We start from the raw sequence: 18,533 nt of genomic DNA on the forward strand, positions 1-18,533 counted from the left end.
TACATATGGAGCACGACACATGGATAATCAAAAAGTCAATTCTTATGGAATTGTTGGATCTATTTATGCTAACTATATTATTCAAAGCATTGCATTAATTGTGATTATGCAATTTTCTCAATCGCTTTCACAGCAATTAAATACTGATATAGTTGGGCTTGGTTATGTTGCATCAGGTATAGGCATTGGCAAGATATGTTTAATGTTTGTTGGTGGTGTGCTATCCGATAAGTTTGGCAGAAAGTTATTTATTTATCTTGGTATGACTTGTTACGCTATCTTCTTTATTGGAATGATTTTTTGCACTAATATTAATATTGCATATTGTTTAGCAATTGCTATTGGGGTTGGCAACTCTTTTTTAGATACAGGTTCAATGCCTGCACTGACTGAATGTTTTCCTCGCTCAGCGGGTTCGGCAAGTGTACTAATAAAAGCATTTATTTCTATTGGCACCCTAATTCTTCCATTAATTGCTACTTTCTTTTATGCCAATCAAATATGGTATGGTTGGGCATTTCTTGGTTTTACTGCTTATTTAGTCATTAATGGCTTATTATTGCCAAAACAATTTCCTCATAAAGATACAGTAATTAAAGGATACCAAGGGGAAGTAAATTATTTTAAATCTAATCCTGCATTTGGCTGTGAAGGTATTTTATTGATTTTGATGGGATTTACAACAACAGCCACATTTGTCATTATTTTGCAATGGCTGCCGACTATAGCTATTAAAGGTGTTAATATGAGTGATATTGATGCTAAACAGCTTATAAGTTATTATAGCGTAGCATCGATTATTTCTGTATTTGTTACTGCTTTTGTTGTAAAACATTTATTAAAACCAATCTTTTGTATCATTATTTTGCCTGCTTTATCTGCGTTGGTATTAATTATTTTTTATTTTCATATCTCGCCAGTAATGTGTGTTATAGCTGCAATTGGCATGGGATTTACTGCTGCAGGGGGTGTGCTACAATTAACTTTGGTTGTGATGCAACAAATGTTTCCAACTCGTAAAGGTCTTGCTGTCGGTTGTATGTATACTTTCAGTGGATTAGCGTTTGTAGTTATACCACTTATCGTACCCAAATTAACCATGATCAATGTAAGTTATGCTATTTTAATTGACTTTTTTATCGCATTATTAAGTGTCATATTTGGCTCAATTATTTTTTATCGTTTTAAAAAGGTGATTGATTTTACGAAAATATAAATCACAAGCTTCATGAATAGAAAACAAAATAATTGATTATAATTAATCTTATTTGTAGTTAAAAAATAGCCAGTATTTTATATCAGGAGCATGGAAGCAATAGCATGCTCCTTATTTAGCTGGCGATTAAACCCCTATCTTCTGACCTTTCATATCTTTATTAAATATCACCATATGAGCACTTGGCTTATATCTTCATAAAAATTACTCTTACAAATATTTATAAAAATATCTTGCTATTAAATTAAAAATAAATAAAAATACATAAAATATGAATAAATATTCATTTTGGGCGGTGTGAAAATGAAAGAACGTACCACTGAATTAGTTGATGGATTAAGACATTCGGTACCGTATATTAATGCACATCATGGCAAAACGTTTGTAATTTTGCTTACAGGTGCAGTATTAAAAAGTAATAATTATTCAAGTATTATCAATGATATTGGCTTACTCTACAGCCTTGGTATTAAACTTGTTATTGTCAATGGCGCACGCAACCAAATTGACGAGTCCCTTAAAAATTATAATATTAAACCTAAATACTATAAAAATACTCGCATCACTGATGCAATCACGCTAGATATTATTAAGCAAGTTACTGGGTTATTGCAGCTTAATATTACAGCCAGTTTATCTATGAGCTTAAATAACACACCGTTACAAGGAGCTCACATTAGTGTTGTCAGTGGTAACTTTGTTATTGCGCAACCTTTGGGGATTGACGATGGCGTTGATTATTGTCATACAGGCAAAATTCGCCGTATTAACAAAGAGGCTATTGAACAGCAATTAGCGCGAGGATCTATTGTACTATTGGGGCCTGTTGGGGTATCGGTTACTGGTGAAAGTTTTAATTTAGCGTCAGAAGATGTTGCTGCTGAAGTTGCTATTCGCTTAAAAGCGGATAAATTAATCAGTTTTTGTGCTGAGCAAGGTGTTTTAGATGAGCATGGTCTGGTTATCACTGATCTTTATCCTATTGACGCTGACAATTATGTCAATCAAAAAGAGCAACAAGGAAAACATTTATCGAGCGAATCACGCTTTTTACGAGCCGCGGCGAAAGCATGCCGTAACGGAGTAAGACGAAGTCATTTAGTCAGTTATTTGCTAGATGGATCTATTTTACAAGAATTATTTTCGCGTGATGGGATTGGAACACAAGTTTCTATGGAGCATTCTGAGCAGATTCGCTTAGCAACGATTAATGATATAGGGGGAATTTTAGAGCTTATTCGCCCACTTGAAGAACAAGGTATTTTAGTCAAACGCTCACGTGAACAATTAGAGATTGAGATTGACAAATTTACTATTATTGAACGTGATAACATGACAATTGGATGTGCAGCGCTTTATCCTTATCCAGAAGAAAAAATGGGTGAAATGGCTTGCGTTGCTATTCACCCACAGTATCGCAATTCGTCTCGTGGTGATTTATTAATAGAAAAAATAGTCGAAACAGCTAATAATTTAGGATTAGAAAAAATATTTGTCTTAACGACACGTAGCATTCACTGGTTTAGAGAAAAAGGATTCTATCCAGCTGAAGTGGATGATTTGCCAATTAAAAAGAAACAGCTCTATAATTACCAAAGAAACTCAAAAATTTTAATGCTTGATATTTCTTAATTTATTTTCAAATAAAATTGGGAGTTATTGATGTTTCGAGCATTAATGGTTTGTATTAAAAAAACAATTCTTAATAAGCTATAAAAAGTAAAGTGAGCTAGCTAAGTTTTTATAAGAAATCATTGATATTTTACAACAGCATTTAGAATTTGCATAGTAAATGTTTTTTTTAAATAAAATCCACGTGGGCGAGTTAAAATAATTTCACCATTTTCACCAATTGCTTCGGTGAGCGCTTGCCCATTGGCTGCCTTTGGTCTAATTTGTAGATAAGTACCGTATCTTGCAGTAATTTTTTCAACTTGCCCTAGTGCTATCATATCCATTAATTCTTGCCAATCCTGTTTAAGCTGCTGTTCTTGTGCTTGAGTTGGTGTCCATAAAATAGGCTTCCCCACTTTTCGATCAATAAGCGGAATTGTTCTTTCCCCTTCAATTGGAACCCACAAGACTTTGGCGAGTTTATATTTTACATGGCTTGTTTCCCAAATAACGCCATGATTAGCCATTAATGGCGTAACACTGACAAAGGTAGTTTCTAAAGGTTTACCTTGTTTATCGACGGGAATTGTTTTTAGCTCGATACCTAGATTAGCAAAATCGCGCTCAGCTTTACTGCCCGCATTTGCACCTAAAATAGTTTCGATAAGATTACCAACCCAACCTTTTTGTTTATTTAAATTATCGGGTATTGGAATGTTTAAATACTGTGCTATATCTCCAAAAGAATATCCTGCAACTAATTGTGCACGATCTAATAGCTCTTGTTCGCTCTTGGGAATAGATAATGTCATTACAGAGGAATATAAATTGATTTACCGAATAAAACACACAGCCAAGTCATTTTGGCTGCGATGATGTAAATGTATATCAATTAGCTTAGTTTTTCAACCCAAGCAGCATAAGAATTAATAAATAATGACAAAAATTCTTTGCTTTTTTCGGTAACATTGCCTTGATCATCAAAAGCCGCACTTACACTGCCAAAATAAGCTTCAGGTTGTTGTAATGTTGGCATGTCAAGAAATACTAATGATTGACGTAGCTGATGGTTAGCACCAAACCCACCAATCACACCTTGTGAAACAGAAATAATTGCAGCAGGCTTTTTAGACCAGATACTTTTACCATAAGGTCGAGAACCCACATCAATTGCATTTTTGATAACGGCGGGTAAGCCACGATTATACTCAGGCGTTACAAAAATAGCGCCCTGACAATCAGCTATTTCTTGACGAAAACGAGTGTAAGAGGCAGGTGGGGCATCAGTATCAATATCTTCATTATATAAAGGTAAATCCCCAATTTGGATAATTTGTAATGAAAGTGATGGTGGTGCGATTTTTTGGAAAAATTTTGCTACTTTTAAGTTATAAGAGTCTTTACGTAAACTTCCTACTAATACAGCAATTTTTTTACTCATCTTAAATCTCCACATATTTTTAATAAGAGGCATAATCAATGCCTCTTATTATTATCATTAATAATTATTTATTAATGTCCTGATGAGTCGACTTTTCGGCCGGCTTCAAATAAGAACCATGCACGCTGTTCGGTTTGATCAATCCACTCTTCAATTAAACTTGCAGTAGCAGTATCGTTATATTTATCGCAGATATCATGCGCTACACGCATGCGTTCTGTCAATCTTACATTATCTTGGCAAAGTTCAGCAAGCATATCTGATGGCTCAACAAAATCAGCGTCGTTATCAGCAATGCTTTGCAATTTAGCAATATGACCGATTGAACGAAGTGTTGTACCGCCTAATTTACGTACACGTTCGGCAATTGGATCTGTCATTGCAAATAGCTCTTCACCTTGATCATCTAGCATTAAGTGATAGTCACGGAAGTGCGGGCCACTAACATGCCAATGAAAGTTTTTGGTTTTTAAATATAGAGCAAATACATCTGCTAAAACAGAATTCATTGCTCCAGAAATATCTTTTGATGCCTTTTGACCTAAATCAGTTGGAAACAAAATCGCTGCTTGTTGTAGCTTTTTAGCAGAAGTCGTACTTTTAGCCATGATATATTCTCCTTAAAGTGAATAATAAATACCCGTATTGACAAAATTACGCCAACTTAAGGCTAATGTCCAATAAAAAAACGTTAATTTTTTACTATCGTTGCTATTTTATTAACCTATTACTTTTCTTATTTCTTTTTATTTGAAATATTATTTTTCAAAATGAAATAAAATATTTTAAATTGTGATCATCTTAAAAGTTTTTTGTTTCTAGAATTGATAGTATTTTCCTGAAATTTAACTTAATAGGAGACAACATGATTGATGCTATTTCATTTGGTGCCGAGTGGTTTATTGGTTTATTCCAAGAAGGAGGCAAAGTATTTATGGGAATGGTAACTAACATTTTGCCATTATTAATTTCATTACTTGTAGTGATGAATGCAGTGATTAAATTTATAGGGCAGGAACGTATCGAACGTTTAGCGCAAGCATGTGCTGGTAACCCAATTTCTAGATATTTATTACTACCGCTCATTGGAACTTTTGTTTTTTGTAACCCAATGACATTAAGTTTGGGGCGCTTTATGCCAGAGTTTTACAAACCAAGTTACTACGCAGCTTCGTCTTACAGTTGCCATTCAATGAATGGACTCTTTCCACACGTTAACCCTGGTGAACTTTTTGTTTATTTGGGAATAGCGGCTGGTTTAACTACCCTAAATTTACCTTTAGGTCCTCTTGCTGTGAGTTATTTCCTTGTCGGTTTAGGTACTAATTTCTTTAGAGGTTGGATTACTGACTTTTGCACTACCATTTTTGAAAGAAAAATGGGCATCAAGTTAGAAAGAAAAGTTCATCTATAATAAAAATAAGGAATATAAAAAATGGAAAAATTTATCCACATAGAAAAAGGCGAAGCAGGTTGGGGTGGACCTTTGGAGCTTCCTGTTATTGCTGGTAAAAAAATTGTTTATATTGCAGCAGGTACTCGTCCAGCCATAGTTGATACTTTAGTTGAGCTAACAGGTTGGGAAGCTATTGATGGTTTTAAAGATGGCGAGCCGCCTAAAGAAGAAATTGGTGTTGCTGTAATTGATTGTGGAGGAACATTACGCTGCGGAATTTACCCAAAAAATCGTATACCAACTATCAATATTCATGCCACAGGTAAATCAGGCCCTCTGGCTCAATATATTGTTGAAGATATTTATGTTTCTGCAGTAAAACCTCACAATATCAAACTAATAGAAAAAGAAAGCGATGTAGTAAGCGAACCGGCGACAAACAATAAATCGCCTGAATTTAAAGATTATGACAGCCGCAAAAAAATTACTGAACAAAGCGATGGATTATTAGCAAAAATTGGTATTGGTATGGGATCGGGCGTTGCTGTCTTCTTCCAAGCTGGCCGAGATACAATTGACACTGTACTGAAAACAATACTTCCTTTTATGGCGTTTGTATCGGCACTAATTGGGATCATTATTGCATCTGGATTAGGCAACCTTATTGCACATGGGCTGGTTCCGTTAGCCAATAACCCTATAGGACTTATTATATTAGCCTTGATCTGTTCTTTCCCATTGCTTTCTCCATTCTTAGGACCCGGTGCGGTTATTGCCCAAGTTATTGGCACTTTGGTTGGTGTACAAATTGGGCTTGGCAATATTCCGCCTCATTTAGCATTGCCAGCGTTGTTTGCAATTAATGCACAAGCGGCATGTGACTTTATTCCTGTTGGTTTATCGCTTGCTGAAGCCAAGCAAAACACGGTGAGAGTGGGCGTGCCATCTGTATTGGTGAGCCGTTTTTTAACGGGTGCACCAACAGTATTAATAGCATGGGCGGTTTCGTTATTTATATACCAATAAATTGTTTTAAAGATGAGAGCATCAGCTCCTAATTTAAAGCAATGGTAAAAATAAAAAATCCCGTATTAAGTGTAAAAGATAAGAAGGTTAATCATGTCAAATGTTATCTATCATTCAAAAATTGATCAAATTGGTGAGTTTGCCCAAGAAGCATTAGCTGACGGTATGTTAATCCTGTTTAAAAACGGTGCACCTGCTGATTTAGCTGATTACTGTTTTGTTCATAGCCATGATGATTTAAAACTGGAATTACAAGTGGGGCAGATACTTCAATTAGGCAATCATATTTATAACATCACATCGGTTGGCGAAGTTGCTAATGTTAACTTACGTGAATTAGGTCACATCACATTAAGATTTGATGGTAATAGCCAAGCTGAATTACCTGGCACTGTTCACGTAAAAGGGGAAATTCCTGCGCAACTTTTTGTGGGTGATGAAATTAGAATTTTAAATGATTAAGGAATATAAAAATGAAAAAAGTAGCAGTTGTTATAGGTGGCGGTCAAACTTTAGGTGAGTTTTTGTGCAAAGGTATCGCTGATGCAGGATACAAAGTTATTGTTGCTGATTTGAATATTGACAATGCAAATAAGGTAGCAGAAGCAATTAAGCATAAACATGGTGCAGGTTCAGCTCAAGGGTTTGGGGTTGATGCTACCAACGAAGAAAGTGTACTGCAATTAGCGCAAGGTGTTGATAGTATGTTTAAGCGTGTTGATTTAATGGTGTATAGCGCAGGCGTTGCAAAAGCAGCACCTATTACCCATTTTGTATTGAATGATTTTCAGTTATCAGTCAATGTTAATCTCACTGGTTATTTTTTATGTGCACGTGAATTTGCCAAATTAATGATCAAATACAATACGCAAGGTCGCATTATTCAAATTAACTCAAAATCAGGTAAAGTGGGCAGTAAACATAATTCAGGATACAGTGCTGCCAAATTTGGAGGGGTCGGGTTAACACAATCTTTAGCCTTAGATCTTGCTGATCATGGTATCACTGTTAATTCGTTGATGCTGGGTAATTTATTAAAATCACCAATGTTTCAATCATTAATACCACAATACGCTAAAAAATTAGGTATTCCAGATGATCAAGTAGAGCAAGTTTATATTGATAAAGTGCCACTTAAACGAGGTTGTGATTATCAAGATGTTCTAGATGTGCTGTTATTTTATGCAAGTGATAAGGCTTCTTATTGTACAGGGCAATCTATTAACATTACTGGTGGGCAAGTAATGTTTTAGTTAAGATGATATGCGAAAATTAAATCAAGCAATTTTCGCGTATTTTACACCTAACATATAATGGAGAGCAACCATGAATATGAGTAATACTTTAATTGTAATTGCACTTATTGCTTGGTGTCTTCAAATTGTATTTAGCTGGCTACAAATTCGGCGTTTTAATCAAGCCTTTTTAGCGATGAAAAAGGGGGCTTATTTAGGTATTGGTCGTAGCAAAACAAAACGATTTAGACCAAGAGTATTAATAGCTATTTCATTAGATGAAAATCAAGTGGTTATTGACTCTGTATTAATGAAAGGTATTACTGTTTTTGCCTCACCAAAACCCATCATTCAGCTACATGGATTACCTGTTGCTGATATTATGCCCGAAAACACTTTCCCCAATGATATTGCTTGTCAAAGTGCATTGACTGTGGCATTAGCCACAGATAAGAAATAATTAACTTTTATTCTGAAAAACATTCCCTTTCATTCTGAAATGATATATTTTAAAGTAATACGGTTTATATATGCACGCTAATGATGATGGGATTTTATTATGAAAGTGAAGCAACGACAAACAGCGATTTTGGAATACCTGCAAAGTAACGGGCAAGCTAGTGTAGATGAATTGGTTGAGCATTTTAAAACAACAGGAACAACAATTCGTAAGGATCTCACACAACTTTATGCAAGTGGTTTAGTTTTACGTACTTACGGCGGTGCCATGTTAAACCGCGAAATTGGTGATAGAGCTATTGATCACAAAACTTATATTAATACCGCACAAAAAAAAGCCATAGCAGAAGAGGCCGCTAAGCTGATTCATGAGGGGGATTCAATCATTTTTGACGCTGGAAGCACCGTTGCTCAAATGATCCCAACGCTAGCTAAATTTAATAACCTCACGATTATGACCAATAGTTTGCATATGGTTAATGAATTGGTTGCGAACGATAATGATCAAACTATTATTTTAACGGGAGGCACGTTTCGTCGAAAATCAGCCTCTTTTCATAGCAACAATGCATTAGCTATTGCCGCATTTGAATCTTATACCTTTGATATGTTATTTATGGGGGCTGATGGTGTTGATTTAGTTGGTGGCGTTACAACGTTTAATGAAAGTTACCATGGTAGTGTGGCAATGAGTAAGGCTGCTGCAAAGTTAATTTTATTAGTTGATTCATCAAAATTTGGTCGTCGTAGCCCCAATGTTGTGTGTGATTTAAGTGCTGTTCATACAATTATCACCGACGATAATTTAGATAATAGGTACTTTGAAGCGCTAACACAAAAAGGACTTAACCTGATTAAAGTGAAGATAAACGGAAAATAAATTACATTGAAGGCGTTAGTTTTGTTTTTTATGTATATGCATTGTAGTATTTTTTAATCGCTGTAAACAATGCGAGTAAGTCTTATATATTTCTGATTAATCATTTTTCCTAATAATTATGTTAATTTTATATTTACAAAAAAAATAATAATTTACTTTAAAAAGTCATGTAGTTTAGTTTATAGTTAGCTTAATTTTTTTTAATAGCTAATGTCAGTATTTTATACTTTTAAAAGCGCAATATTTACTCGTATATTTGCAAAACGTAATTAGTTAATAAAAGAACTATAATAAATTTTTATATAAAAATCATTGGGTTAAGTGATGAAAGAATTGCAATATGGACTAGAAAATGATATAATCAAAACAATAAGGTACACAGGTACACAGGTACACAGGTACACAGGTACACAGGTACACAGGTACACAGGTACACAGGTACACAGGTACACAGGTACACAGGTACACAGGTACACAGGTACACAGGTACACAGGTACACAGGTACACAGGTACACAGGTACACAGGTACACAGGTCACCCTCTGAACAACTTAAAAAGTTATTTTTATACATACTGTTAATTTTCACATATTCAAGTCCTTGTAGTTATAAGTTGTATTTAATTACAACTTCATTTTTGCTACCGAAGATAAAACCGAAGTTTCTGACTAAAATAGCAAAGATTTGTAAATTAACTCTACGGTTAACGCAACCAAATATAAAAAATTATGCTTTGAGAATGATATTGGTATTGTTAGGTTTAACGATATCGAGTAATACAATTGCACTATCAGCAATAACGGTAAAGACAATTCAAGGTAGTGCACCTTATTTAACGTTTGATGGAAAGGCGACTAAAGCAAATTCAACAGAAGATCTGTTGAGTATTACATTGTCTGATGGTAGGCAATATAGCATCCGTAATAATCCATCATCGGAAAATAATCCAATTGAGCTGCCTGCTGTAGATCAAAAACTGAAAGATATTAAGAAATTCATTCCCGAAGGGAAATCAGTAGTCACTTTAATAGATTTAATATCAACTAACAAATTTTGGGAAGATGATGATGGTGATGGTTCGATCTCTGTAACGGGTAATTTTACAATGACCGTGCAAGATGTTGATGGAAAAATAGTTAATGAGAATACAGAATTAAATGCATGTTATTCGCCTTATAAAATAACTTTAACGAGTGATAGTGGTATTTTATCTACCCAATACGGAGATCCAAGATCAACTGAGTTTAAAGGTGGAAGCGTTAGTTATTATCTAACACCTAAAGTTGCAGTTCCTTATGCATGCTTTGCTCAACCAACGTTAAAGTATAATGGAAATGTATTTATTGGTTATCGTGGTCCAGTTGAACAGTGGGATGACGATAAAGGCTTTAAACCGCAGGATATAAATTCCCCTGAATCAAATTTCCCAACTATAGGGGCCAAGGGGATGTACTTTGATTTAACGGTGGCAGGTGCATCGGCAAAAGAGTTAACTTACAGCAAATGGCCAACAGACTCAAGTATAGATTTAAGTATAAAACAAGGAAGCCGTTATAATATTGCTAAAGTAGAATTAACAGGGCCTAGCGATTCTAATAAAAGTCAAGCCTCATCAGTTGTTCCAACTTACTTTAATATTTACTCAGATAGAGCAAAGACAAACGTTATATATCGTTTTATGATAAGTAAATGGTTTGTTGCAAAACCGACTTATAGCGGAGGTTTAGAAGCAGCTAAAGCTTACTGTAGTAGTTTAGGAAATGGTTATAGGATTCCCCATATTGTTGAAATGACGAATGCAAATAATGATATTGTTGCTTGGGCAGGAGGATTACCAGGACAACCCAATAATTTCCAACGTCGGATTGGGGGAGGATTCTTTGCAGAGTGGGGGTATACGGATAATACATACTACACGAATAGTGATTTTATAAAGGATGATATCAATTTTGATTACTGGACTGCTGACCCTTTTCATGGGGGAGTACAAAATTATACTGTTTTTTCAAAGCAAGGTAATGTTGGGCACTATTATTTTGTGCATAATGAAACTAGAGTGGTGTGCGTACGTTAACTAGCTGTCACTACTCGTTGTTAAACGGCGAGTAGTGAATTGTGCAAACTAATTGGGTGAAATAGGCAAACAGCAAAAAACGGGTATAACGGGTAATTTGATCATGCTAGGTAATTTTATCGCCTTTTAGTGCATTATGCTTTAAATCCCTTTTATAAAGTAACATGACTAACTAATAGAACTTAATAAGGATATTAGTGCTCTTTGGTTTTTATTGATATCTAATTTATTAGCCGCCTAAAGAAAGATAGGCGGCATTGAGTGCATTTAAATTAAAACAGCAACCTTGTGCGGATAGTGCCTGAGACATTTTTTAGTTTATCAAGCAATTCCTCGGCTTTATCGGGATTGACTCTATCAATATCAATCACAACATAACCAATTTTGGCATCGGTTTGTAAATATTGCGCTGAAATATTAAGCCCTTGCTCAGCAAATAAGGTATTAATCGCGGTTAATACGCCCGGTTGATTACGGTGAATATTAATAAAGCGACTTGAGCCTTTAGCGGGTATTGGTAACGATGCTTCGGGAAAGTTAACCGCAGAAAGTGTTGCACCTGTATTAGAGTATTTTGCGAGTTTAGTGGTTACTTCAATGCCAATATTTTCTTGCGCTTCACTGGTTGAACCGCCAATATGAGGGGTGATAATGACATTGTCAAATTGGCACAATGGCGATTCAAATGGATCGTTGTTGCTAGCCGGTTCTGTTGGAAAGACATCAATTGCTGCACCACTAATTTTATCGGTTTGTAGTGCATGAGTTAATGCATCAAGGTCAATGACTTTACCGCGCGAAGCATTAATTAAAATAGCACCTTGTTTCATGGCGTCTATTTCGCTATCGCTTATCATTTTTATCGTTGTTGAATTTTCGGGTACATGCATTGAAACGATATCGCTTATCGCTAACAGCTCTTTCATTGATGACACTTGTTTAGCGTTGCCTAACGGTAATTTGGTTTCAATATCGTAAAAATAAACATTCATTCCTAACGATTCAGCTAGAATACTTAATTGGCTACCAATGTGTCCATAACCAATAATACCTAAATTCTTACCACGAGCCTCGTGTGAACCAGTAGCCATTTTATTCCATTTACCTCGGTGAGCTTTTGCATTGGCTTCGGGCACTCGGCGCAGTAGCAATACCGCTTCAGCTAAGACCAGCTCGGCAACAGATCGTGTATTAGAAAATGGTGCATTAAATACAGGAATCCCTTTCACCGTTGCCGCATCAAGATCAACCTGATTAGTGCCAATACAAAAGCAACCAATGCCAGCAAGTTTGGGGGCGGCATCAATAATATCTTTGGTTAATTGAGTTCTTGAGCGGATCCCAATAAAACGAGCATCTTTTAATGCCTGCTTAAGTTCTTCGGGCGATAATGCACTTTTATGGTACTCAATATTGGTAAAACCTGCCGATTTTAATATTTCTATGGCACTAGGATGAATACCCTCAAGTAATAAAAATTTGTTTTCATCTTTGGTTGACGTTTGAATAGTCATTATTTCCTCTCATTGCTTTCAGAATATAAATTGAGTCTTATAGTGATATAAAAGCAATAAATTTGATTATGATAAACAAATTTATTTTAGCTCTTTTACTCCCGAAGGTGTTCCTATAAGCGCAATATTTGCCCCTTTGTTGGCAAATAACCCAACCGTTACCACGCCAGCAATACTATTTATTCGATTTTCTAATTCTATGGGGTTGGCAATGATAAGGTCATGAACGTCTAAAATAACATTACCATTATCCGTTATGACGCCTTGGCGATAAATTGGTTTACCACCTAGTTTGAATAATTCACGAGCAACATAAGAGCGAGCCATTGGGATCACTTCAATGGGTAACGGGAATTTACCTAATACATCAACAACTTTTGATTCATCGGCAATACAAATAAATTGTTTGGCAATGGCTGAAACCACTTTTTCACGTGTTAAAGCAGCGCCTCCACCTTTAATCATTTGTAACTGGTGATTGATTTCATCAGCACCATCAACATAGATATCTAAACTATCTACTTCATTACAATCAAGAACAGTAATGCCATAGCTCTTTAATTTTTGTGTCGATGCTTCAGAGCTTGATACAGTACCTTTGATTTGATCTTTTATTGTAGCTAATGCATCAATAAAGTGGGATGCTGTCGAACCGGTTCCCACACCAACATAAGAGTCAGGCTTAATAAATTTCAATGCTGACCAGCCTACGGCTTTTTTTAATTCGTCTTGTGTCATGGTATCACCTATTTTTGAGGATACTTTTTCTTAAAAAAATAAAATTTTAAAAGCAAAATTATTGAAGATATGGCATAGTACCCAATTAGAAAGTAAAAATCATTAGGATTTTAAGAAAATATATCAATGTTTGATATGTTTAAAACTTATTGCGATGTTAAAGTAGCTTGAAGATTCAAGCAGTGATCAAATCATTAGTAAAGAGATTATGAAGCGTCCAGATTATAGAGCATTACAAGCATTAGATGCAGTGATAAAAGAACGAGGATTTGAGCGAGCAGCTGATAAGCTGTGTATTACACAACCCGCGGTATCGCAACGCATTAAGCAGTTAGAAAGCTTTTTTGGTCAACAACTATTAGTGAGAACCATTCCGCCAAAAGCAACCAAACAAGGCGAGCACCTTTTGGGGTTACTACACCAAGTTGAATTATTAGAACAACAATGGCTAGGTGATAATGAACAAAATACTACACCATTGTCATTGTCGATTGCGATTAATGCTGACTCTTTAGCAACATGGCTTTTACCTGCGTTAAAGCCTGTTTTAGATAAAAATATTTTACGTTTCGATATTCAAGTAAAAGATGAAGAGCATACTTTAGAATTGCTACGCTTAGGCACAGTCGTTGGTGCAATTAGTATTCAAGCTAACCCTTTACCAGGATGTTTGTCTGATTTATTAGGTGCATTAGACTATATTTTTGTTGCCTCTCCTGATTTTGCTAAAAAGTACTTTCCAAATGGTGTCACGCGATCGTCTTTACTTAAAGCGCCAGCGGTTGCATTCGACCATTTAGATGATATGCATCAGGCTTTTTTACAAGAAAATTTTAACCTTACCCCAGGTAGTGTGGTGTGTCATATCACCAGTTCATCTGAGGCGTTTGTGCAATTAGCTAAACAAGGCTCTGCGTGCTGTATGCTACCAAAGTTACAGATTGAACAAGAGCTGAAGAATGGTGAATTGGTTAATTTAACAGAAGGGCTATATCAAAGGCGTATGCTATATTGGCATCGTTTTGCACCTGAAAGCAGTGTCATGCAAAATATTTCTGAAACGTTGATTTGTTATGCAAAAAATACATTATCACAACCTTAGCTTCAAATCACAAATAAATAATAGTTAAGTGAGATGATGTTATATTAAAACGCTGCTTACCTAAAACTTCTTTGACAAAATAAACACTTGATTTAAAGAGCTGAAGATATGAGCCAATTAAAAAACGATCGTTATTTGCGTGCATTGCAATGTTTACCTGTTGATTACACCCCTATTTGGATGATGCGTCAAGCTGGACGCTATCTGCCGGAGTATCGTCAGTTAAGAGCAAAAGTGGGCGATTTTATGACTATGTGCCAAACACCTGAATTAGCTTGTGAAGTGACGCTACAGCCATTAAAACGCTTTGATCTTGATGCTGCTATTATTTTTTCTGATATTTTGACCATTCCTGACGCTATGGGGCTGGGTTTGCACTTTGAAGCGGGTGAAGGTCCTAAATTTGCTAAAACAATATCCTGTTTATCTGATATTGAGCAATTACCGATCCCTGATCCTGAGCAATCGCTTAAGTATGTAATGGATGCGATTCGTTTAACCAAAAAAGAGCTTAATGGTAAGGTTCCATTAATTGGCTTTTCGGGTAGCCCATGGACATTAGCAACTTACATGGTAGAAGGCGGCAGTAGTAAAGCTTTTACTAAAATTAAACGCTTACTTTATAGCAAACCTAAAGTATTACATTTGCTGCTCGAAAAGCTCGCTGAAAGCGTCGCTTTGTATTTAAACGCCCAAATCGAAGCTGGGGCACAATCGATAATGATATTTGATACATGGGGTGGTGTATTGAGCCATCAGAGCTATCAAACGTTTTCGCTGCATTATATGCAACTTATCTTATCAAAATTAAAACGAGGCATTAAAACTGACGATATCAGCTCATATGTTCCTGTTACGCTTTTTACAAAGGGGGGGGGGCTGTGGTTAGATAGTATTGCCAACACAGGTTGTGATGCGATTGGTGTTGATTGGAGCGTTAATTTGCGCGATATTCACCAAAAAGGAAAAATTGCGATACAAGGTAATTTGGATCCGTCAGTCCTCTATGCTAGCAAATTAATAATCGAGTCTAATGTTGATGCCGTTCTGAAAGAATTTGGTGCTTATAATGGGCATATTTTTAATTTAGGTCACGGTATTCATCAAGATATTCCTGTAGAACATGTGCAGTATTTGATTGATGCTGTGCATCAACGGTCCCAAAAGGTTTTGTCATGATTAAAAATCCAGTCCAATTAAGATTAGCAAAGTTAGCCCCTTGGCAGCAACGTTTGTTTATGGTTTGTTTATGTGAACGTATGTACCCGAATTTGGTTTTTTATTGTCAACAACAACATACCGAAGAAGTCGCTAAAAGCTACAAAAAAATACTGGATTTAGTCTGGGAATCACTATTAGTTGAAGAGGCAAAAATCAATTTTGATTTACAACTTGAAAAATTAGAAGCTATCATTCCAACGGTAACAGATGACAGTCCTTATATGATTTACCCCGCTATCGATGCTTGTCAGGCGCTTGGTGAGGTTTTACACTCTTATTTGAGTGGTGAAATGGCTGATCATACCGCTAAAGTAAGTAGCATATCGGCAACCACCATTGCTGAATTTGAAATGACTAAAACTAATGTTAATCTTTCACCAGATGCGCAACAAACTTTACCCAGTGTGATTGATGAATTTGATTTACAGTGGGAGATATTACGATTATTACGTGATGAAAATAATGAGATGATTGAGCTGATAAAAGGCTTAAAAGATGAAATTCGAGCATCTGGAGTAAGTAATATTGGTGTTTTTTTGTGCGGTTAAGCGGTTTAAAGTGTAATTTTTTTATTTTTTATTAAATTTTTCTTTAATATTAGATGAATATAGACTACATTTAACCGCAATGTAATCTAAACACTGTTTACAGTAGCGAAGCTAAATTTTAGCTTTGTTTATAATGTTAACTTTAACAATAAAATAATATGTAAGGATATATCCATGAATAAAACAGAACTTGTCGACGCTATTGCTAGCAAAGCTGATATTACTAAAGTAGCTGCTAAAACAGCATTGGAAGCTACATTAGCTGCTATTACTGAATCATTAAAAGCAGGTGAGCCAGTTCAATTAGTTGGTTTCGGTACATTCAAAGTCAACGAGCGTAAAGCACGTACTGGTCGTAACCCGAAAACAGGTAAAGAAATTAAAATTGAAGCAAGCAAAGTGCCTGCATTTGTATCAGGTAAAAGTTTAAAAGAAGCAATCAAATAAGTTTGCTGCCTTTCTGTCGATTTTATTGATGGGAGTTATTTTAAGGTCATGAGCATATTTTCATGACCTTGTCGCTTTAATTTGTTATTTCATTATTTTTGTATCAATTAAAAAAATAAAATACGCATATCAAAGAACGTCGATTATTTTCATTTTCTGCTTCATCATCATCTTAACGAATCTACCCTATAAATCTTATTAAATATGAATGTGATCAATCATGTTTAATAGTGATATCAGTCAATTGGGCTTGCAATATATCAGTTAGATCTTGAGGTGCAATTTCAATTTCTAACCCTCTTCTACCGCCTGATATAAACATGGTTTTGTGTTGGTTGGCGCTACTGTCAATGAGTGTAAAAAGTTGTTGTTTTTGACCTAATGGGCTAATTCCACCCACCAAATACCCCGTTACCTTTTGGGCTAAATTAGCATCGGCTAAATCTATTTTTTTACAGTTTAGCCTCTGTGCTACTTTTTTTAAATCTAAATGCTCATTAACAGGTAATACGCACACCGCTAATGTTTTATTATTACCATTTAAATTGACAATCAGCGTTTTAAATATTTGTGATGCGGTGACATTTAAACTGGGATCGAGTTTATCAACCGCTTCTTGCCCATAGTTAGTTTGGTTGGGATCGTGTTTATATTGGTGGATATTAAATTTGATTTTTAACTTTTTAAGTAAATCAATTGCAGGAGTCATAGTTTTTATCCAATAGATTTAGTTAAATCAAAATAGTATAGGGAAAATGATATCCTTACCAAAATAAAGTTGGGAAGGATATGAATAACAATTAAAGAATTAATTTGTGGTCTTCTTGATTTTTATCATCATTGTTAGGCGGTGCTACTGAGTTAGATGCACTATTTGCTAGCGTATAAAGACGATAGAAGAAGCTAGTAACAAAAGCATCAAAAAAGATACTACAGAAAGAGAAGATTGTATCAAGGACAAAATTGTCACTATCAAATGCAATAGCTAATCGAGCAAAAGCCATCACAAATGCTAGGTAGATTAATACCATCAAAATAGCTGAGCGCCACTGTGTTTTTGATAACTGAATGCTTAATGAAAGTGAGTCAAGAATATTGCTTTGATTAGGCTCAACCAGCGAAGCAAAAAAGAAGTTACAAAAGATAACTAAAATTAGGGTTGGAATTAGTAGTACTAAAAAAATTAATATAAAAATAAGTGCCTTAGGTAAAAACAAATTTAGACTAATAAGCACTATAGATAACATAAATGAGACTAAAAATATAAAGACGCCAATGATAAGATAAAAAATAATAATTTTTAATGTATTTGATAACGCTTTAGATAGTAATAGATTAAAATTAAGTTTATCGCTGATATAAAGGTTAGAAATTGTTGCTATACTAATTGCTTTTAAAATAATGCCAATTAACAATGTTAACATCACGAATAAAACATAGTTAGTTAAATTTCGTGAAAAATAGATTTGTTCAACTAGATTTTGTTTGTCAAAGAAAGAATTAAAAAACGCATGAATTAAAGCTAGCGTTATACTAACAAGAACAAATTGCGTAATACGATTACAAATAAAATTGCGAGTTTGTGTAAAAGTTAAAGAAAAAGGGATTTGTTTTTGCATTTC

The 18,533-nt window shown here is 35.1% G+C and carries 20 protein-coding genes; 13 read left to right on the forward strand and 7 right to left on the reverse strand.

What is annotated here, in order from left to right:
- Both A9G40_RS06005 and argA read left to right on the forward strand, forming a co-directional pair.
- A partial coding sequence (locus A9G40_RS06005) for an MFS transporter (RefSeq protein WP_218057954.1) occupies window positions 1-1,216 on the forward strand: 1,216 nt, incomplete at its 5' end.
- Window positions 1,217-1,519: 303 nt separating this feature from the next.
- The gene (argA, locus tag A9G40_RS06010) at window positions 1,520-2,848 is read left to right on the forward strand and encodes an amino-acid N-acetyltransferase (protein ID WP_065582309.1); all 1,329 of its coding nucleotides are present in this window, start codon (window positions 1,520-1,522) and stop codon (window positions 2,846-2,848) included.
- Between the two features lie 119 nt (window positions 2,849-2,967).
- On the opposite strand, the gene mutH is transcribed toward argA, so the two are convergent.
- From mutH to A9G40_RS06025, 3 genes are all read right to left on the reverse strand, one after another.
- Window positions 2,968-3,642, reverse strand: a complete 675-nt coding sequence (gene mutH / locus A9G40_RS06015; protein ID WP_065582310.1) for a DNA mismatch repair endonuclease MutH — start codon at window positions 3,640-3,642, stop codon at window positions 2,968-2,970.
- Window positions 3,643-3,722: 80 nt separating this feature from the next.
- Entirely contained in the window at window positions 3,723-4,271 is a 549-nt protein-coding gene (locus tag A9G40_RS06020; RefSeq protein ID WP_065582311.1) for an NADPH-dependent FMN reductase, read from the reverse strand.
- A gap of 71 nt (window positions 4,272-4,342) precedes the next feature.
- Window positions 4,343-4,879, reverse strand: a complete 537-nt coding sequence (locus A9G40_RS06025; RefSeq protein ID WP_065580888.1) for a Dps family protein — start codon at window positions 4,877-4,879, stop codon at window positions 4,343-4,345.
- Between the two features lie 257 nt (window positions 4,880-5,136).
- Between A9G40_RS06025 and srlA the strand changes: the two genes are divergently transcribed.
- The 7 genes from srlA to A9G40_RS06060 all read left to right on the forward strand — a co-directional run bounded on the left by srlA (window position 5,137) and on the right by A9G40_RS06060 (window position 11,341).
- Window positions 5,137-5,685: a PTS glucitol/sorbitol transporter subunit IIC gene (gene srlA, locus A9G40_RS06030; protein ID WP_065582312.1), complete on the forward strand. Its 549-nt coding sequence runs from the start codon at window positions 5,137-5,139 to the stop codon at window positions 5,683-5,685.
- 21 nt (window positions 5,686-5,706) lie between these two features.
- On the forward strand, window positions 5,707-6,693 hold the full coding sequence (srlE, locus tag A9G40_RS06035; protein ID WP_065582313.1) for a PTS glucitol/sorbitol transporter subunit IIB: 987 nt from the start codon (window positions 5,707-5,709) through the stop codon (window positions 6,691-6,693).
- Between the two features lie 93 nt (window positions 6,694-6,786).
- The gene (gene srlB, locus A9G40_RS06040; RefSeq protein WP_065568332.1) at window positions 6,787-7,155 is read left to right on the forward strand and encodes a PTS glucitol/sorbitol transporter subunit IIA; all 369 of its coding nucleotides are present in this window, start codon (window positions 6,787-6,789) and stop codon (window positions 7,153-7,155) included.
- Between the two features lie 11 nt (window positions 7,156-7,166).
- A complete protein-coding gene (srlD, locus tag A9G40_RS06045; RefSeq protein WP_065582314.1) occupies window positions 7,167-7,946 on the forward strand; it encodes a sorbitol-6-phosphate dehydrogenase in 780 nt (259 codons plus the stop codon).
- A 73-nt stretch (window positions 7,947-8,019) separates the two neighbouring features.
- Window positions 8,020-8,388 carry a transcriptional regulator GutM gene (locus tag A9G40_RS06050; RefSeq protein WP_065582315.1) on the forward strand — a complete coding sequence of 123 codons (369 nt, stop codon included), beginning with the start codon at window positions 8,020-8,022 and terminating at the stop codon, window positions 8,386-8,388.
- Window positions 8,389-8,487: 99 nt separating this feature from the next.
- Window positions 8,488-9,267, forward strand: coding sequence for a glucitol operon DNA-binding transcriptional repressor SrlR (srlR, locus tag A9G40_RS06055; protein ID WP_065582316.1), 780 nt, complete (start codon window positions 8,488-8,490; stop codon window positions 9,265-9,267).
- Between the two features lie 739 nt (window positions 9,268-10,006).
- Window positions 10,007-11,341 carry a hypothetical protein gene (locus A9G40_RS06060; RefSeq protein WP_065582317.1) on the forward strand — a complete coding sequence of 445 codons (1,335 nt, stop codon included), beginning with the start codon at window positions 10,007-10,009 and terminating at the stop codon, window positions 11,339-11,341.
- A gap of 272 nt (window positions 11,342-11,613) precedes the next feature.
- Here the strand turns inward: A9G40_RS06060 and serA are convergent, their stop codons facing one another.
- Both serA and rpiA read right to left on the reverse strand, forming a co-directional pair.
- Window positions 11,614-12,855 (reverse strand): phosphoglycerate dehydrogenase, encoded by a 1,242-nt coding sequence (gene serA, locus A9G40_RS06065; protein ID WP_065582318.1) that lies wholly within the window; start codon window positions 12,853-12,855, stop codon window positions 11,614-11,616.
- A gap of 81 nt (window positions 12,856-12,936) precedes the next feature.
- Window positions 12,937-13,593, reverse strand: coding sequence for a ribose-5-phosphate isomerase RpiA (gene rpiA, locus A9G40_RS06070; RefSeq protein ID WP_065582319.1), 657 nt, complete (start codon window positions 13,591-13,593; stop codon window positions 12,937-12,939).
- Window positions 13,594-13,801: 208 nt separating this feature from the next.
- On the opposite strand from rpiA, the gene A9G40_RS06075 reads away from it, so the two are divergent.
- The 4 genes from A9G40_RS06075 (at window position 13,802) to A9G40_RS06090 (ending at window position 16,911) form a co-directional block, all read left to right on the forward strand.
- On the forward strand, window positions 13,802-14,695 hold the full coding sequence (locus A9G40_RS06075) for a LysR family transcriptional regulator ArgP (protein WP_065566208.1): 894 nt from the start codon (window positions 13,802-13,804) through the stop codon (window positions 14,693-14,695).
- 108 nt (window positions 14,696-14,803) lie between these two features.
- Window positions 14,804-15,874, forward strand: a complete 1,071-nt coding sequence (hemE, locus tag A9G40_RS06080; protein WP_065566207.1) for a uroporphyrinogen decarboxylase — start codon at window positions 14,804-14,806, stop codon at window positions 15,872-15,874.
- Window positions 15,871-16,464, forward strand: coding sequence for a YjaG family protein (locus tag A9G40_RS06085; RefSeq protein ID WP_065582320.1), 594 nt, complete (start codon window positions 15,871-15,873; stop codon window positions 16,462-16,464). Before hemE ends, A9G40_RS06085 begins: the two co-directional genes overlap by 4 nt.
- 174 nt (window positions 16,465-16,638) lie before the next feature.
- Window positions 16,639-16,911, forward strand: a complete 273-nt coding sequence (locus tag A9G40_RS06090; RefSeq protein ID WP_065566205.1) for an HU family DNA-binding protein — start codon at window positions 16,639-16,641, stop codon at window positions 16,909-16,911.
- Window positions 16,912-17,125: 214 nt separating this feature from the next.
- Here A9G40_RS06090 and ybaK read toward each other — a convergent pair whose 3' ends face one another.
- Complete coding sequence (ybaK, locus tag A9G40_RS06095) at window positions 17,126-17,620, reverse strand: Cys-tRNA(Pro) deacylase (RefSeq protein WP_065582321.1); 495 nt, start codon at window positions 17,618-17,620, stop codon at window positions 17,126-17,128.
- A gap of 91 nt (window positions 17,621-17,711) precedes the next feature.
- On the reverse strand, window positions 17,712-18,530 hold the full coding sequence (locus A9G40_RS06100) for a hypothetical protein (RefSeq protein ID WP_065582322.1): 819 nt from the start codon (window positions 18,528-18,530) through the stop codon (window positions 17,712-17,714).
- Between the last annotated feature and the right edge of the window lie 3 nt (window positions 18,531-18,533).

This window comes from Gilliamella sp. Nev3-1 (genome assembly GCF_001690435.1).
In the GTDB taxonomy this organism is placed as follows: Bacteria; Pseudomonadota; Gammaproteobacteria; order Enterobacterales; family Orbaceae; genus Gilliamella; species Gilliamella apicola_C.

Excerpts from the sequence above, each read along its gene's own strand:
- argA (WP_065582309.1), top strand. The coding sequence starts at position 1,520 with ATGAAAGAACGTACCACTGAATTAGTTGATGGATTAAGACATTCGGTA.
- mutH (WP_065582310.1), bottom strand. The coding sequence starts at position 3,642 with ATGACATTATCTATTCCCAAGAGCGAACAAGAGCTATTAGATCGTGCA.
- A9G40_RS06020 (WP_065582311.1), bottom strand. The coding sequence starts at position 4,271 with ATGAGTAAAAAAATTGCTGTATTAGTAGGAAGTTTACGTAAAGACTCT.
- A9G40_RS06025 (WP_065580888.1), bottom strand. The coding sequence starts at position 4,879 with ATGGCTAAAAGTACGACTTCTGCTAAAAAGCTACAACAAGCAGCGATT.
- srlA (WP_065582312.1), top strand. The coding sequence starts at position 5,137 with ATGATTGATGCTATTTCATTTGGTGCCGAGTGGTTTATTGGTTTATTC.
- srlE (WP_065582313.1), top strand. The coding sequence starts at position 5,707 with ATGGAAAAATTTATCCACATAGAAAAAGGCGAAGCAGGTTGGGGTGGA.
- srlB (WP_065568332.1), top strand. The coding sequence starts at position 6,787 with ATGTCAAATGTTATCTATCATTCAAAAATTGATCAAATTGGTGAGTTT.
- srlD (WP_065582314.1), top strand. The coding sequence starts at position 7,167 with ATGAAAAAAGTAGCAGTTGTTATAGGTGGCGGTCAAACTTTAGGTGAG.
- A9G40_RS06050 (WP_065582315.1), top strand. The coding sequence starts at position 8,020 with ATGAATATGAGTAATACTTTAATTGTAATTGCACTTATTGCTTGGTGT.
- srlR (WP_065582316.1), top strand. The coding sequence starts at position 8,488 with ATGAAAGTGAAGCAACGACAAACAGCGATTTTGGAATACCTGCAAAGT.
- A9G40_RS06060 (WP_065582317.1), top strand. The coding sequence starts at position 10,007 with ATGATATTGGTATTGTTAGGTTTAACGATATCGAGTAATACAATTGCA.
- serA (WP_065582318.1), bottom strand. The coding sequence starts at position 12,855 with ATGACTATTCAAACGTCAACCAAAGATGAAAACAAATTTTTATTACTT.
- rpiA (WP_065582319.1), bottom strand. The coding sequence starts at position 13,593 with ATGACACAAGACGAATTAAAAAAAGCCGTAGGCTGGTCAGCATTGAAA.
- A9G40_RS06075 (WP_065566208.1), top strand. The coding sequence starts at position 13,802 with ATGAAGCGTCCAGATTATAGAGCATTACAAGCATTAGATGCAGTGATA.
- hemE (WP_065566207.1), top strand. The coding sequence starts at position 14,804 with ATGAGCCAATTAAAAAACGATCGTTATTTGCGTGCATTGCAATGTTTA.
- A9G40_RS06085 (WP_065582320.1), top strand. The coding sequence starts at position 15,871 with ATGATTAAAAATCCAGTCCAATTAAGATTAGCAAAGTTAGCCCCTTGG.
- A9G40_RS06090 (WP_065566205.1), top strand. The coding sequence starts at position 16,639 with ATGAATAAAACAGAACTTGTCGACGCTATTGCTAGCAAAGCTGATATT.
- ybaK (WP_065582321.1), bottom strand. The coding sequence starts at position 17,620 with ATGACTCCTGCAATTGATTTACTTAAAAAGTTAAAAATCAAATTTAAT.
- A9G40_RS06100 (WP_065582322.1), bottom strand. The coding sequence starts at position 18,530 with ATGCAAAAACAAATCCCTTTTTCTTTAACTTTTACACAAACTCGCAAT.